At 45.4% G+C, this 15189-nt stretch carries 15 protein-coding genes, 6 tRNA genes, 1 riboswitch and 1 other annotated feature; of the genes, 2 read left to right on the top strand and 19 right to left on the bottom strand.

Translation table 11 applies throughout. The features are described from left to right. Nucleotides 1-2: 2 nt before the first annotated feature. The 12 genes from dctP to Q7P41_RS04340 all read right to left on the bottom strand — a co-directional run bounded on the left by dctP (nt 3) and on the right by Q7P41_RS04340 (nt 8739). Nucleotides 3-1037, bottom strand: coding sequence for a TRAP transporter substrate-binding protein DctP (dctP, locus tag Q7P41_RS04285; protein ID WP_303882397.1), 1035 nt, complete (start codon nt 1035-1037; stop codon nt 3-5). A gap of 226 nt (nt 1038-1263) precedes the next feature. Then, nucleotides 1264-1339 (bottom strand) — tRNA-Asn (locus Q7P41_RS04290). 14 nt (nt 1340-1353) lie between these two features. Further along, a tRNA-Cys gene (locus tag Q7P41_RS04295) sits at nt 1354-1428 on the bottom strand. Nucleotides 1429-1436: 8 nt separating this feature from the next. Beyond that, nucleotides 1437-1511: transfer RNA gene (locus Q7P41_RS04300), tRNA-Gly, on the bottom strand. Between the two features lie 17 nt (nt 1512-1528). Continuing rightward, nucleotides 1529-1604 (bottom strand) — tRNA-Phe (locus Q7P41_RS04305). An 18-nt stretch (nt 1605-1622) separates the two neighbouring features. Beyond that, nucleotides 1623-1699 (bottom strand) — tRNA-Asp (locus Q7P41_RS04310). A gap of 16 nt (nt 1700-1715) precedes the next feature. After that, nucleotides 1716-1790 (bottom strand) — tRNA-Val (locus tag Q7P41_RS04315). Nucleotides 1791-1926: 136 nt separating this feature from the next. Continuing rightward, complete coding sequence (locus tag Q7P41_RS04320; RefSeq protein ID WP_303882399.1) at nt 1927-3018, bottom strand: homoserine O-acetyltransferase; 1092 nt, start codon at nt 3016-3018, stop codon at nt 1927-1929. A 24-nt stretch (nt 3019-3042) separates the two neighbouring features. Continuing rightward, a complete protein-coding gene (locus Q7P41_RS04325) occupies nt 3043-4326 on the bottom strand; it encodes an O-acetylhomoserine aminocarboxypropyltransferase/cysteine synthase family protein (RefSeq protein ID WP_303882401.1) in 1284 nt (427 codons plus the stop codon). 83 nt (nt 4327-4409) lie between these two features. Continuing rightward, nucleotides 4410-4514, bottom strand: a riboswitch (SAM riboswitch). Between the two features lie 59 nt (nt 4515-4573). Beyond that, on the bottom strand, nt 4574-5413 hold the full coding sequence (locus tag Q7P41_RS04330; protein ID WP_303882404.1) for an amidohydrolase family protein: 840 nt from the start codon (nt 5411-5413) through the stop codon (nt 4574-4576). Further along, a complete protein-coding gene (metF, locus tag Q7P41_RS04335; protein ID WP_303882407.1) occupies nt 5410-6321 on the bottom strand; it encodes a methylenetetrahydrofolate reductase [NAD(P)H] in 912 nt (303 codons plus the stop codon). Before metF ends, Q7P41_RS04330 begins: the two co-directional genes overlap by 4 nt. Before the next feature lie 12 nt (nt 6322-6333). Beyond that, nucleotides 6334-8739 carry a homocysteine S-methyltransferase family protein gene (locus tag Q7P41_RS04340; protein ID WP_303882409.1) on the bottom strand — a complete coding sequence of 802 codons (2406 nt, stop codon included), beginning with the start codon at nt 8737-8739 and terminating at the stop codon, nt 6334-6336. Between the two features lie 93 nt (nt 8740-8832). Here Q7P41_RS04340 and Q7P41_RS04345 point away from each other — a divergent pair, with 93 nt between their 5' ends. After that, a complete protein-coding gene (locus Q7P41_RS04345; RefSeq protein WP_303882410.1) occupies nt 8833-9708 on the top strand; it encodes a hypothetical protein in 876 nt (291 codons plus the stop codon). 24 nt (nt 9709-9732) lie between these two features. After that, entirely contained in the window at nt 9733-10326 is a 594-nt protein-coding gene (dcd, locus tag Q7P41_RS04350; RefSeq protein ID WP_303882411.1) for a dCTP deaminase, read from the top strand. On the opposite strand, the gene nfi is transcribed toward dcd, so the two are convergent. The 7 genes from nfi to secE all read right to left on the bottom strand — a co-directional run bounded on the left by nfi (nt 10323) and on the right by secE (nt 14439). Then, complete coding sequence (nfi, locus tag Q7P41_RS04355; protein ID WP_303882412.1) at nt 10323-10991, bottom strand: deoxyribonuclease V; 669 nt, start codon at nt 10989-10991, stop codon at nt 10323-10325. The two genes, dcd and nfi, sit on opposite strands and share 4 nt — an antisense overlap. A 73-nt stretch (nt 10992-11064) precedes the next feature. After that, nucleotides 11065-11445: a 50S ribosomal protein L7/L12 gene (gene rplL, locus Q7P41_RS04360; protein ID WP_303882414.1), complete on the bottom strand. Its 381-nt coding sequence runs from the start codon at nt 11443-11445 to the stop codon at nt 11065-11067. Nucleotides 11446-11513: 68 nt separating this feature from the next. Continuing rightward, entirely contained in the window at nt 11514-12047 is a 534-nt protein-coding gene (rplJ, locus tag Q7P41_RS04365) for a 50S ribosomal protein L10 (RefSeq protein WP_303882415.1), read from the bottom strand. Nucleotides 12048-12060: 13 nt separating this feature from the next. Further along, nucleotides 12061-12198, bottom strand: a sequence feature (ribosomal protein L10 leader region). A 144-nt stretch (nt 12199-12342) separates the two neighbouring features. Continuing rightward, nucleotides 12343-13053 (bottom strand): 50S ribosomal protein L1, encoded by a 711-nt coding sequence (gene rplA / locus Q7P41_RS04370; protein WP_303882417.1) that lies wholly within the window; start codon nt 13051-13053, stop codon nt 12343-12345. A gap of 53 nt (nt 13054-13106) precedes the next feature. Then, a complete protein-coding gene (gene rplK / locus Q7P41_RS04375; protein WP_303882418.1) occupies nt 13107-13532 on the bottom strand; it encodes a 50S ribosomal protein L11 in 426 nt (141 codons plus the stop codon). Nucleotides 13533-13564: 32 nt separating this feature from the next. Continuing rightward, a complete protein-coding gene (gene nusG, locus Q7P41_RS04380) occupies nt 13565-14125 on the bottom strand; it encodes a transcription termination/antitermination protein NusG (protein WP_303882420.1) in 561 nt (186 codons plus the stop codon). A 131-nt stretch (nt 14126-14256) separates the two neighbouring features. Further along, entirely contained in the window at nt 14257-14439 is a 183-nt protein-coding gene (gene secE / locus Q7P41_RS04385) for a preprotein translocase subunit SecE (RefSeq protein ID WP_303882422.1), read from the bottom strand. Between the last annotated feature and the right edge of the window lie 750 nt (nt 14440-15189).

The following is a 15189-nucleotide window of genomic DNA, read 5'->3' on the forward strand; positions in this document are numbered from 1 at the left end:
CGTTACTTGGCCTTTTCATTAGCAATTTTGGCATCATTCAATGCCATGTCGAGCCAATCTTTTCCCACTTTTGATTTTAGCCACTCAACGTAAGCTGACTGTCCAATTTCCCTGAAGGCGTTCATCTCCTGGGCATTAGGCGTATAAGCCTGCATGCCCTTGCCCTCCAAAAACTTGATCTGCTCTGCATCTTGAGCTTCGACCATTTGGCGAGTGGCGACATTTGCCTGATAAGCCGCTTTAACGATAACTTCTCTGTCTTCCTCAGGGAATTCGTCAAATAAATCGCCATTTATCACCAAAAATTGATCGGAATATTGGATATTAGCTAACGTCATATATTTTTGAACTTCATAAAGACTTCCGATGATGATATAGGTAGCAGGGTTCATCTGTCCGTCCACCACACCTGTCTTAAGTGCCATGTAAAGCTCCGTCCATGGAATAGGAATGCCGCTGGCCCCAAAGGCTTTGTAGAGTGTTACTTGCCCTTCATCCATGGCCCTAAATTTCAGACCTTTAAAATCCTTTGGATGCCTTATTTCACGTTTAGAATTTGTAAAGGCAAGGAATCCTCCCTCCTCAACCGCTTCAAGTAAGACTGCTCCAGTTCGTTTCTTGAATTCATCTTTAAGTTTGGCCCAGTAACTTCCGGTATCGAAAAATATGTGCGCTGCCTCGTAACTATCGAACATAAAAGGTATCGATGCGGCGTAAAGTTCGGGGAGAACAGGAGCCATTCCAGCATAGGAAGCGACGTTGATGATCGGCTGGTTGAGTCCGCTTTTCATTAAAAGTTCCATGCGTTCCTCTTCGTTGCCAAGCTGACTATCAGGATAGAGCTGGATGTGAATTTTTCCCTTAGTGCCTTCTTCCACCATTTTTTTGAAGTTCACCGCATAATAATGTACTGCGTTGTTCACTTCATCGGCTGGCCCGTTATAAGACATTTTGACCGTCGTGGCATCAGCGGAGGTAGCGCCCAAAACACATAAAAGCACCAGTATTAAAGTAAGGCCCACTAATCCTTTTTTCATTACCCCACCTCCTCATCTTGGACTTACAACTCATTGTAACAAAATCTTTGAAGCAACGTCCATGTCATAGGCTTTTATATAACCGGCGTTTCCGATGCTTTTAAGGGTCGTAAAAAATTAAAACCTCGTGTTTTTGTTTCACGAGGTTTTAATTTTTATTTTGGAATACGCAAGCCACCTGACATGACCGCTTCTTTATGGCAGACACTTTATTTGAGATAAAAAATGGCTCCGGCGGCAGGACTCGAACCTGCAACCTAGTGGTTAACAGCCACCCGCTCTGCCGGTTGAGCTACGCCGGAGTAAGGTTTATATCTGGAGGCGGCACCCGGATTCGAACCGGGGAATAAGGGATTTGCAGTCCCCTGCCTTACCACTTGGCTATGCCGCCGAAATCTCTGGAGCGGAAGACGGGATTTGAACCCGCGACCCCCACCTTGGCAAGGTGATGCTCTACCGCTGAGCTACTTCCGCAATTTCTAACTCTTTAATGGTGGCGAGACCCAGAATCGAACTGGGGACACGCGGATTTTCAGTCCGCTGCTCTACCTACTGAGCTATCTCGCCTCTCGCCACCTCATTAACTGGCGGGGCTGACGGGACTCGAACCCGCGGCCTCTGACGTGACAGGCCAGCGCTCTAACCGGCTGAGCTACAGCCCCGCTTGAAACTACTTCATGGTGGGCGGAATAGGGTTCGAACCTATGACCCCCTGCGTGTAAGGCAGGTGCTCTTCCGCTGAGCTATCCGCCCTTGGCTCGTATTAGTATAACCACGACCAATCAATTCTGTCAATATCAGAAAGATTATGCTTGAGCTCTTACCCCTAGAAATTTTCCGCATTATTTGAAATAAAGCCTTCTAGAACCAATTTAACGCTAACTAGGACTCAGTTTTTTCTCCAAAAACCTCGAATCATCTCGTCAAGCTGATCAATGTCTATTAAAAAGGCATCATGGCCGTTATCGCTTTCGATTTCATCGTAGCAAGCTGACACACCTGCTTCTCTTGCCTCAAGTGCTATTTTTTCGACTTGCCAGTTTGGAAAGAGCAAGTCACTTGATATGCCTACGGCCAAAAGATGACCCTTGAACCTGGAAAGCGCGTCCCTCACGCCTCCCCTTCCTTCTCCAATATCGTGCAAATCCATAGCCCTGGTCAAGTATAAATAACAATTAGCATCAAACCTCTGTACCAGTTTTTCGCCATGATGATGTATGTAGGTCTCAATCTTAAACTTGCCGTTCCAATCCCATGGAGCGCCGAAGGCAAGTTCTCTCATGTATCTTTTTGCAAAGCTCTCTTCGCTCCTGTAAGTGATCATGGCAAGCATCCTAGCTATGGCAAGCCCTCTTTCGGGAGGCGTTGATCCGTAGTAATCTCCGCCTTTCCATTGAGGATCGGCCATAATGGCCTGACGCTGTACTTCATTGAGCGCTATTGCCTGCGGGTAAGTAAAGGCTGGAGCAGCAATGACTATGGCCCTTCTCACCATTTCTGGAAAACTTACAGCCCATTCCAAGGCCTGCATTCCACCTAAAGATCCGCCAACGACGCACTCAAGCTCCTTTATCTCCATGAGTTTAAGCGCTTCGTATTGCGCTCTTACCATATCTCTCACCGATATGAGTGGAAAACGCATGCCATAAGGTCGTCCGTCTTCGCAAAGAGTAGTCGGGGAAGTGCTGCCATAGGGGCTACCCAGCATATTAAAACAAATAACGCAAAATTTATTGGTATCGATGGCCTTTCCAGGTCCTATAAGAGGATCCCACCAGGCTTCAGGCAACCCCGGAATATTCGGACCAGCCGCATGATGGCTCCCAGTGAGGGCATGGCACACCAATACAATCCCGCCTGCATCTAAGGAGCCGTACATGGCATAAACCTGTTTCACCTTTTTTAAAACCTTGCCCGACTCTAAGCGCAATTCGGGAATTTCTATAGCTCCTATAGTTTCTTTAAGAACCCCGCTTAACACTGATAACCTTACCCGCTTTCTTTTTTAAATTGAATTTAAAGCATGAGTCAAATCCTCTATAATGTCTTCTATGTCTTCAAGACCGATGCTCAATCGCACCAATCCCTCTTCTATGCCAGCTTCCTTTAGTTCCTCTTTGGTCAGTTGGCTGTGAGTGGTTGAGGCTGGGTGTATGGCCATGCTCCTGGCATCCCCCAGGTTAGCAACTATTGAAAAAAGATCCAAGTTATTCAAAAATTTCTTCCCTGCCTCAAGACCTCCTTTCAAGCAGAAAGCCACCATTCCCCCAAAACCACCCTGAAAGTATTTTTTTGCCCTTTCGTGATGAGGATGGCTTTTCAGCCCTGGATACGAAACCCAGGCTACCTCCCTATGTTCTTCAAGAAATTGTGCCACTGCAAGCGCGTTTTCGCTATGTCTTTTCATTCTCAAAGACAAAGTTCCCATGCCCATCCACAAAAGGTAGGCTTCAAAAGGCGACATACAGCCTCCCAAGTCCCTGAGGCTGCAGGCACGCATCTTGGCAGCCAGGGCCTGGTTGGCAAATCGCTCCGCAAAAACCACACCATGATAAGCCGCATCAGGTTTCGTAAACTCGGTCCACTTCCCAGAGGCAAACCAATCCATGTTGCCTCCGTCAACTACGACTCCACCAATGATATTGCCAAAGCCACTTAAATATTTGGTGGCCGAATGAACGACCACGTTTGCGCCCCACTTAAGGGGCTGACACAAAACCGGCGATAAAAAGGTGTTATCCACAACAAACAAGACTTCCCTATCTTTAGCAATGGCCGCAATCTCCTCAAAGGGTGCCACATTTAAACCAGGATTGCCCACGCTTTCGGTAATAATACAACGTGTCATAGGTCTGATGGCATTTTCAACTTCCCCCGGGTCGTCAGTATCTATAACGCTTACTTCCACATTGAATCTGGTCATGCAGTTTAAAAGCAGCGTAAGTGTGCCTCCGTAAACTTTACGTCCTACTATGACGTGATCCCCGCTTTTGCATATCAATGCCAAAAGTTGATTGAACGCCGCTTGTCCCGAAGAAGTGGCCACAGCAGCCACTCCACCTTCTAAATCGGATATGACGCTTTCAAAAACAGCAACGGTTGGGTTAGCGATTCGCGAGTATGTAAATCCTTCTTTTTCAAGTTCAAAAAGCGAAGAGGCATCTTCTACCGAATTAAATTTGTACCCGGCCGTCAAATAAATCGGAAGCCCAAAGGCTCCTGTGGTTGGATCATGATCCCATCCTGCATGAAGTGCTCTTGTCGAAAACCCTTTGGGATTTCTCTTCAATACATTGACCTCCTTTTGTTTTTAACTGCAGATTAATCAAAAAGCCTTCTCCCCTAAGAGGGAAAAAGGCTTTTTATTCATCCCTCTTATCATTCAACCTTTCGGCTGCAGGTGTTAGCACCACGCCCCAAATAAGGGCAGGTTGCCGGGCTTCGCAGGGCCAGTCCCTCCGCCGCTCTGGATAAGAGTTTTTAAATACCCTTTAGCATGTGTTGCCTAATGATACCATCTTTTTATCGAAAGTCCATCAAAGGGCACAAAACTTTTTGAAGTTATCGAAAAAGATGGACTTGAAAAAACTTTCATTTCCTTCAAACCGATTAAAAAGTTTTTTGTACCTGGCCATGGAAAGAATCGGGTAGTCGCTCCCATAAAGAAATTTATGAGTTAAGCCGGATGCTTCGATAGCCTTAAAAATTTCCGGCTCATACAAAAGCGGAGCTGCCGCCGTGTCATAATAAGCGTTAGATAAAGCTAACTTCATCTCGGGCATGAGCTCGTACACCCAAAGTCCTCCGCCAAAATGTGCAAATATCACCCTGACTTCAGGATGATTAAGACAAAAAGCGGCAGCCTCTTTCGGGCCTACGTTCCCCTTTCCGGGATAATCGTGGCCAACGGGCTCTGCCGTATGGATCAGCAAAAACATTCCCGTCTCATGGCAGGCAGCAGCGAGCCTCCAGGTTTCTCTGGCATCAGCAATGTCGAAATCCTGCCCTTGCGGAAAAAGCTCCCCTACTCCGACAAGACCTTCTTCCTTGCATCTTTCGATCTCCCTTAATGCACCTTTAGCAAGGGGGGGCAACACTGCCAATCCCTTAAGGCGATCTGGATAGCTTTTTACCGCGGATATTACGTAATCGTTACACAACTTGCATAAAGACAAGTCGCTAAAGGCAAAGCCAAATATAAAGCTTTGTTCTATCCCGTCGGCATCCATTTGGGCAATCACATCTTCTACTGTCGCCCATTTATGTACTTTGCTCCTTGCGAGCATGCCAAAATAAGGTTCACCTTCAGCAATCCTTTCCCAATCCGATATTACCTCCGGGGGATAGACATGAACGTGGCAATCAACGATCTTCATGAAAGGACTTTCTCTCCTTTTGGATCCGGTACCGCCTCCCGCAAGGTCGAGATGTTCGATGTAATCCTTCGAGCCACGTGCGCCTTGTTCATGGTATATAGATGAATCCCCTTAACCCCAAAGGCAATGAGGTCAACAATCTGATCCGTGGCATAAGCGATACCTGCTTCCTCCAGGGCGCGTGGATCATCAGCGTATCTATGAAGTATCCTCACGAATTTCTGGGGCAACGAAGCACCACATAAAGTTACAATTCTTTCTATCTGATTTTTGCTCACCACGGGCATGATCCCCGCCGATATGGGCACATTTATACCTGCTATGTACGCTCTTTCCATGAAACGATAAAAAAGTTCGTTATCGAAAAATAGCTGAGTAATTAAGAAATCTACTCCCGCATTGACCTTTTGCTTCAAAAAATGCAAGTCTTTGATGGGATCGTCACATTCGATATGTCCTTCAGGATAGGCAGCACCACCAATAGAGATGGTTTCGCCATATCTTTCCCGCAAAAACCGAACTAAATCGATAGCGTGTTCAAAGTCGCCCTTGACAAAGTTATCCCTTGCTCCCTCTGGAGGGTCACCCCTTAAAGCCAAAATGTTATTAACGCCGTTGTCGAGCAGAAAACTTACAATTTTTTCCGTATCTTCGCGTGTAGCCTCAACGCATGTCAGATGCGCCAAAGATTCTATGCCGTATTTGTTTTTAACATCCATTGCTATTTGAGGGGTTCTATCGCGAGTTGACCCGCCAGCTCCATAGGTTACACTTATAAAATCGGGTTGAAGCCCTTTTAATTCATCCAATGTCTCGTAAATTCTTTCCAAGGGCGTCGTGGTCTTTGGCGGGAAAATCTCAAAGGAAAAAACTAATCTCTTTTTCTCAAATATGTCCTTTATTTTCAATTATTTTACCTCCTATCGATCAAGTAATTTTTCCACCAGACGAACAGCGCCTAGCGCATCTTGGGCATAACCGTCTGCGCCTATGTCATCCGCGTAACTTTGCGAGACCGCTGCCCCGCCTATTATAACTTTAACCGGAAGGTTTTCTTCCTTAATCTTTTTTATAACCCTTTCCATCTCGCGCATTGTAGTAGTCATCAGGGCCGACAACCCCACAATTTGAGCTTCTCCTTTTTTAGCTTCCTCCAGTATTCTCTTGAGTGGAACGTCTTTGCCAAGATCTATGACGCGATAGCCATGGCTTTTTAAGACCATCGAAACTATGTTTTTCCCGATATCGTGAATATCTCCAGCTACAGTGGCCATTATAATACATCCCCTGTCTTTTAGCGTCCCACCTTCACTTAATACCATTCTTTCTACAAGATTACATACGCTTTGAGCAGCCTCAGCGGAAGAAATGAGCTGAGGTAAAAAGTACTCCCCGCATTCGTATAATTTGCCTACTTCCTCTAATGCCGGAAGCACGACGTCGTTTATCAGGCTTAAAGGGTCAACCCCATCAGCCAAAAACCTTTGTGCTTTATCCAAAACGCTGCCTTTGTCGCCCTGGACAATCAACTTCTGCATTTGCTCAATCGGGCCAAGTATACGTTCTTCTGTCTTTGAGATAGCTTTTTTCTCTTTTACCTTTAAAGAGTTCGCCCACGTTATAAAGCGAGAGGCCCTTTCGTCTCGTCCCGTCAGTAGGTTGCATGCCTTCATTAAAGGATAAAAACCTTCATCCAATGGATCAGCGATCACGGCATCCAAGCCCGCCCCGGCTGCCATGACAAGAAATGTCTTGTTTAAAAGAGATCTTTCAGGCAGGCCGTGAGATACGTTGCTCACGCCCATTATCGTAAAAAGTTCAAGCTTTTTAAGCGCTCTTAAGACTTCCAACGTCACGATACCCGCTCTCGCGTCAGCAGCAATCGACATCGTCAGCGGATCTACAAATATCCTGTTTCTTGGGAAGTTTAACTCATCGGCCGTTAAGCCAACCCTCTCGGCCACCCTTATCCTCTCTTCCGGGGTTGTCGCTATGCCTTCTTCATCAATCGTGAGCACAACGAGGCAAGCTCCGTATCTTTTTGCAAGCTTCATTCCCCTCGCCAACTTCTGCCTTTCTGCAGTAACAGAATTAATGAGCGGTATACCCGATACATGAATTAAACCTTCCTCGAGCACCTCTGGTTCATCGGCATCTATTGATATTGGAAGCGTGCAAGCGTTTTCTACGACCTCAATAGCCTCACGCATGGCCTTTTTTCTATCTATATTTGGGAGGCTCACATTTATATCAATCACGCTGGCTCCCGATTCGCTTTGCCTTCTCGCTTCCTCTGATAAGGCATCCCATTTATATTGAGCCACCTCATCTCTCATGGGTGACTTCCTGGATACGTTTATTCTCTCGCCAACGACGACTATAGGTTCATCGTTACCCGCCAAAACCAATCGACTTCTGCTGGCCAATGCCGCCTTTTTAATCTCGATTGGCCAAAGGGGTTTTAAACCAGAAGTAATTTCTTTTAGATAAGCGATGTGTTCGGGCGTAGTGCCACAGCAACCTCCAACGATGCAAGCTCCGGCTTTAGCTAATTTTAAGGTTTCTTTTGCAAACTCCTCTGGGTTAAAATTTTTGCCACCAGGGGAGCCCGCGTTAAGGTAGGCAAAAATTGGAATCCCCCCGTTACTGTAAAGGCCCTTTACTATACCTTCTGCAAGATCCGGCCCAAAGCTGCAATTTACACCCACTGCGCTTGCTCCAACAAGACGTGCCCAGTGAGCAACTATCTCGGGCGAACTTCCGGTGATGGTCCGACCATTTCGCTCAAAAGTAAAAGAAACCACAAAAGGAATTTCAGGAGCAATGTCTTTCACGGCTAAGACTGCGGCCTTTGCCTCCTTGATGTCCATCTGCGTCTCTATGAGAAAAAAATCCACCCCGCCATTTTTGAGTCCAAGAGCTTGTTCTTTATAAGCTTCATAAGCCTCCTCGAAGGTCAACTTTCCGAGGGGCTTTATCAATTCTCCCAACGGACCCATCGAGCCGGCGACGAAAGCTCCGTATCGGTCGGCGACGCGCCTTGCTATACGAGCGGCCTGCTCATTTATCTGGTGGGTCTTTCCTTCAAGGCCTCTGTAAGCCAATTTAATTGGGTTGGAACCAAAAGAGTTCGTCTCGATTATGTTTGCCCCCGAATTTAGATATTCCCTGTGAATGCACATTACTACATCTGGAGCAGTCACATTCATCTCTTCAGGCAATAGGGGAGGTCTCCACCCTTTATCTGCCAACATCGTCCCCATGGCTCCGTCCAATATTAAAATCTCACCGCCAGCAAAGATCTGGCTAACAAGATTTATCGACAAGGCAAAATTCCACCTTTCCTTTGTTATGATATATATGCATAAGCTAGACCCTTAATGAAATGTATTTTACTCTAAGTGAAGGGAGATTTTCATATGAAATGCGTAAATAATGACGAAATCAATCTTCGATGGCACATTTTTTACACGTTAAAGAAACTCAACAATGCCTTGGAGAAACCCTCCATTCCGTCAAGGAGCAGGAAAATCCTTAAAACCATATATGACAACTTAAAGGATATAGAAATGAATGCAATTGGATCCATTGATAATATAGCAAATGGCTTATCCCTTATTGATAAAATAATTTTAGGGATAAATTACGGCGCGCCAGAATGGCCAAACAAGTTACTAGATCTGTACGGCCCACCGATTAAATGTCTCGTCATACCCTTTATAACCGAACATCTTGCCACTAGCGACATTCAAAAATATCTGCCATGGTGGAAGCAACCTTGCGAATGTTATTTACTTCCCTTTTACGCAGAAGAACAGGACTCGCCACTAAACCTTCAGTTTTTTTCAACGCATTTAGATAAAGCGTGGACCATGTACAATCAGGAGCTTTCCGACCGTTTTGCCCTAATCTTTGCTCCTGGTATTTCTATCATGACCTCTAACTATGATATGTTTGACTGGAAGCAAGCAAAAGATATTGATTGGCCAAGAGAGCTGAAGGATTGGATTGAAGAAATAGCAAGATCTTCACGAAAAAGCGAAGTTTCTCCGAAAGCCTGGGATTGGAAGTGGGACGAAATATGTCACGCAACTGCTTTACTGCTTGAAAACATACCACCTAGCCAAATAAAAGACGATCCCCTAGAGATAATCAGCATTCTCATCGCGGGCTCCATAGTAGCCTCTTACGAAATCCATAAGGGCGCCTCCTTCGAGGAAATGGCTTCTTTGGAGAGGTTAATAGCTTTCGCTTGCGATGGGAGCTTATTTTTATCCAAATATCGGAGCTCGTAAGGTTTAAAAAGGAGCTGACAAAACATGACGAACGCATTAGGTTCAAACGAAATAAGAAGCATGCTGGATAGGGGCGACTTAGTAGTCATGCCCTTGTTGGATTTAAATCGTCAGATAGGAAGGGCTTCCCTGGACGTAAGGCTCGGGCAAGACTTTGTACTGTTTCGCAAGGGCCAAATACCCGTTATGGATGTAAAGGACGCTTTTAACGACACCGCTTGGGTCGATTACTACGATCGTATAAGGCGAGAATACGGTCAGGCTTTCATATTGCATCCCGGGCAGTTCGTCTTAAGTTCAACCTTGGAGTTCTTACGTCTGCCTCGAAACGTGATGGCCTATGTCATAGGCAGATCCTCGTGGGGAAGAGCAGGACTTGTAATCGCCACGGCAACATTCGTTGACCCGGGATTTCAAGGAGTCATAACACTTGAGTTAGTCAATGAAGGTGAGGTCCCCATATCCTTATATCCGGGAACTCGCATAGCTCAATTGGTCTTTCACAAGCTAGAAGGCGAAGTGCAAGCCTACAAGGGAAAGTACGCCTTTGATACGCGGGCCACCGCGAGCAGAGCTTATGAGGACGAAGAGATCATCAAACTCACTAGGAAAGACTAAAGTGAATGAGCACGACGAGTCACCAAATGATGTGCCAAACGCGTAGGTTCTGGCAACCGATAACGCGTACAACAAACTAAAACCAGCTCAGTTGCCTGTCTAATGGAGATCTTATGCCCTGGGCTTACATAAAGAGGCCTAACTTTGCTTCTCGTTCGAACGACATGTCCTATCACTTTTTTATCCTGCCACAAGGGCACCCACGATCCCTTGTTTCGTGGAACATGAAGGTGATTTCCTACAAGACGACTTTTAGCGACTCCTATCGAGGGCAGATCCAAAACAACCCCAAAATGTGACGCAATGCCTAGCCCTCGCGGATGAGCAACACCTGCACCGTCTATCATCCAAATGTCTGCTTTAAGGGACAGTTTATCGTAAGCATCTATTATAACGGGAAGTTCTCTGAAAGAAAGCAGGCCAGGTATGTAAGGGAAGGTGACATTTCTTTCAGCATATGCTCTTTCTATGACTTCGCCAGAAAATCGATCCCAAATGATCGCAACTGCATATGCGCTAGTCATCTTTCGACTAAAGTAAGCAACATCGACACCGCCAATGAACCTTATTTGAGCGATATTGGGATAATCCCTTATTCTTACGAAGCTGCGCAACTCGTTTTGTAATTTTATTGCCTCTTTTGCGTTATGCGGTAACTTAATCAAAGTATGCTGCCTCTAAATAAAATATAGGGGCGTGAGATGAAGTTTAATTCACCCCACACCCTTCGTTTGCAAGTTACTTTATTTCTACCTCAGCGCCTGCTTCTTCCAATTTCTTCTTGATTTCCTCGGCTTCCTCCTTGGAAACTCCTTCCTTCACAGGTTTTGGAGCGCTGTCAACCAACTCCTTTGCTTCCTTTAAGCCTAAGCTCGTAATTTCGCGAACAACTTTGATTACATTTATCTTGCTCGCGCCAACAGATTTTAAGACTACGTCGAATTCAGTCTTTTCCTCTTCCTCGGCCACCTCAGGAGCCCCTGCTGCAGGAGCTGCAGCCATCATGGCCACAGGAGCCGCGGCGGATACACCAAACCGCTCTTCTAAGGCCTTAACTAACTCCGATAGTTCAAGAACCGACATTTCCTCTATCGCCTTAATGATTTCCTCTTTGGTCATTGTTTGATTCCTCCCTTTTAGGTATGTAACGTTATAAATATTGAATTACACTTACAGCTGGAAGCCCTTTACGCTGCTTGCTTCTCTTTTTCTTTTGCTATTTGGTCCAAGCACGTTACCAAACCACGTAAAGTTCCAGACAAAACCGTAACCAATCCCCGCACTGGCGCTTCCATGGCACTAAACACTTGGGCCAACAAGACATCCCTAGTTGGCAACGTAGCAAGAGTATTTACCTCTCCGGCATCTATAAATCTCTTGTCCAACAGAGCTCCTTTTAACTTTAAGGCTTCGCCTCTTGTCGCTTTAACATAATTAGCTAGTACCTTAGCTACTTCGACAGGATCTCCGTATGCCACCGTAAAAACGTTGGGCCCAGAAAGCACCTCTTCAGGAACAGACAATCCTACTTCCTTAAGAGCCAAACCGAAAAGCGTATTCTTGGCCACCCTCATGATGCCCTTTGCTTCCCTAACTTTGGACCTTAATTCTCCTATTTGCTCGACTGTTAATCCCTTATACTCGCTAAAAAATACTGCCTGTGCTCCTTGAAGCGTCTCGATCAATTTCTGCAATTCTTGAATATTAGCTTTTGAAGGCATTCCTTCACCTCCTTTTTTAAAAAATAAAGCTCCTGGGCAAAACCCAGGAGCTTTATCACCAATACAAAAACACTCTCCTGGCCTCGGCGGGCTGGTCATGAAACCATTTAAGTTTTTCACCCGCTGTCTTAAGCCCAATGACAGAATTAATTTTATTAATCTATGGCATTTTCTTCAAGTATGACTTTTTAAGTTTACGTCAAAACTAAAAAACAAAGAAGGCTAAAGCAAAAAAGAATTCGCTCTAGACATCAAAAGCATCACACAAACAACCCTTTGCTGCTTTTATTATTTTTTACTCTTCAACGATTTCTTTTTGAGCTCGTATCGGATCTATCTTGATCCCAACGCCCATGGTCGGCGCTATGGCAATGCTCCGCACGTACCGTCCTTTAACAGCCGCAGGGCGCGCACGCAATACAGCGCGCAATAAAGCTTTAGCATTATCAAACAACATATCAGGCGCGAAGCTCATCTTGCCGATCACTACGTGAATTATACCGTATCTGTCGACGCGATACTCAATACGTCCCGCCTTGATTTCTTTAATGGCCTCAGCCACATCGAATGTAACTGTGCCAGTTTTTGCGCTTGGCATGAGGCCGCGAGGACCTAGAATGCGCCCAAGACGCCCTACAACGCGCATCATATCAGGGGTGGCTATTACGGCATCGAAATCCAACCATCCCCCTTCGATCTTCTGCACCATGTCCTCTCCGCCAACATAATCAGCTCCTGCCTCTTCGGCTTCCTTCATCTTCTCGCCCGATGCTATGACAAGAACCCTTTTTTCCTGACCAGTGCCATGAGGCAAGGTGATGGTGCCCCTCACCTGCTGATCGGCATGACGAGGATCTACGTTCAAACGAATATGCATTTCCACTGTCTCATCAAACTTTGCGGTTGGCAGTTCTTTTAAAAGCTCAATGGCTTCGCGAAGACCGTAAAGTTTCGTCTTATCAACCTTTTCGAGCATTGCTAAATAACGTTTTGATTTCTTTGCCATTTTCTATTCCTCCTTGTGGTCTGTAACGGGTTGCCCCTGCCACATGATATACACTAACCCACGACTTCTATGCCCATAGATCGGGCAGTACCTTCGATCATACGCATAGCTGCTTCTATGTCATTAGCATTTAAATCCTGCATTTTGATTTTAGCTATCTCTTTTAATTGCTCTCTGGTAACCTTGCCAACCTTATCTCTGTTTGGCTCACCAGAACCTTTTTCGATACCCGCGGCCTTTTTGAGCAATATGCTGGCTGGAGGTGTTTTAAGCTCAAAAGTAAAGCTTCTATCCGCATAAACAGTTAGCACCACTGGAATTATCATGCCCGCATTATCTGCGGTCTTTGCGTTAAATTGTTTGCAGAACTCCATAATATTTACGCCATGTTGGCCAAGTGCTGGGCCCACAGGCGGCGCTGGCGTTGCTTTGCCTGCCGGCAATTGTAGTTTTATCTGTGCTATTACCTTCTTAGCCATATAGTTTTCCCTCCCGTGTAGCTTGAACGCCCTTATATTTTTGTTAAATCGCTGTAATCGGCTTCAACTATAGTTTCTCGTCCAAAAAGTGTCACTGAAAATTTGATCTTTCCCTTCTCCGGAATAACCTCTACTACCGTGCCGACTTGCCCCTCGAAGGGTCCGCTTCTAACGCGAACCACATCCCCTGGCTTGAGATCGATTTCCAACTTTGGCTTCATCTGTTCTTTGCCAATCTTCGCAAAGATATCCTGGACTTCCCGTTCGGATAAAGGAATGGGGTTATTACCAGCACCCACGAAACCCATGACGCCAGGAGTGTGTCTCACTACATACCAGGATTGGTCGTCAAGGATCATTTCCACAAGTATATACCCCGGAAAGACTTTTCTTTTCACTCTCTTTTGCTTTCCGTCCTTAACGTAAACTCGTTCCTCTATCGGCACGAGGACTCGGAAGATTTTATCCTCCATGCCCATTGTAGCTATACGCTGCTCTAAATTGGCTTTTACCTTATTTTCATATCCTGCGTACGTTTGAACAACATACCAACGACGCTCGTTCTTGTCAATCATCACCGAAAAGGGGGCCATTTGGGCCCCCTCACCCCCCTAGTCAATTGATTGATATTTCCCAAGTTGTCAACGCTATTCAAGGAATATAAAAATCCTGTTTAAATTATTTTTATCTATGGATTCGAAAAACTTTACTCTAAAAAGATTTACTAACCCACGATTTTTGAGAAAACCGCAGTAAATATCAAATCGAGAACTCCCAAATATGCTGAAACCAATAAAGTTACCACTATGACCAGCAGTGTAGAAATCCAAACCTGCTTTTTGTTTGGCCATGTAACTCTTTTTAGCTCTGCTCGCGCTTCTCTCAAAAAACTAAAAATCTTATCCAAGCCTTTTGCCTCCTATGAACTCGAACCTGCAACCCCCATATTTTTCAGTCCCAAAGCCACTACATAGATTATAACAAAGCTGGCTCTTCCCCGCACATTCTTGGGGCACAACCACCCACACTATATTACCTGCCTCAGCAATGGAGTCCACACTTCGGGTTGCTAGCGTATATTACCATGCCCGCATTTTAAAAGTCAATGTCAAGCCTAAAAAACACAGAAGGTTATGAAGCCAACGCGAAAGGTTCATATTTTATTTTAAATGTAGAATATACGCCTGGTCAAGGAGGTTATTTATGGTCATGTTTAATCATTATATTTTTTATTCTCTTGATTTCTATTCAGCCTCGCTGTGACGTGCTTGACCAGACTATACTACGCAGGAAAGCAGAAATAAGCTAACAAGATCCTTGATGATCCCTTTTGCAGGCCCTAGTTGATGAAGGTTTCCAGGTTGGAAAACTTGCCAGAGTGTATTACAAAACCTGCTAAAGGTGGCTATCTCCTCAAAGGTATAACAGCCATAAAAACACTCCCCTGCGCCTCTGCCGGCGACAAGGGAGTGAAAGGTAGGAGTGTAACAAACTACTTGTTCATGTACTGCCATGCACTATTTGAGTAGAGTTTTTATGCGTATTTGCGTGATTGCAAAAAGGCATCGATAAACAATTCCAGTTACATCTGTAATCTTAAAATTCTGGCAGGCCCGGCAGGACTCGAACCTGCAACCCCCGGATTTGGAGTCCGGTG

The organism is Acetomicrobium mobile, assembly GCF_937920065.1.